1 protein-coding gene is annotated in these 253 nt (G+C 60.1%); it reads left to right on the forward strand.

Going from position 1 to position 253, the window contains the following annotated elements:
* Positions 1-13: 13 nt before the first annotated feature.
* On the forward strand, positions 14-253 hold a 240-nt coding region (locus EO136_RS18655; RefSeq protein ID WP_281280387.1), incomplete at its 3' end, for a response regulator.

Raw genomic sequence — 253 nt, forward strand, 5'->3', positions numbered from 1 at the left:
GATCGCTGTGCTTGTGGTTGAGGACGAGGCCCTGATTTTGATGGACATCGTAGGACAGCTCAAAGCCGAAGGCTTCAGGACCTACGAAGCGACCAATGCCGACGCTGCGGTCGCATTGCTCGAGGCGCATGCCGATATCGGGCTGATCTTCACGGATATCGACATGCCTGGCTCGATGGACGGGCTCAAACTCGCCGCCGCTGTGCGAGACCGGTGGCCGCCCGTAAAGATCATCGTCACGTCCGGACGCCAT

The sequence above is a fragment of the Pelagibacterium montanilacus genome, from assembly GCF_003992665.1.
GTDB lineage: Bacteria > Pseudomonadota > Alphaproteobacteria > Rhizobiales > Devosiaceae > Pelagibacterium > Pelagibacterium montanilacus.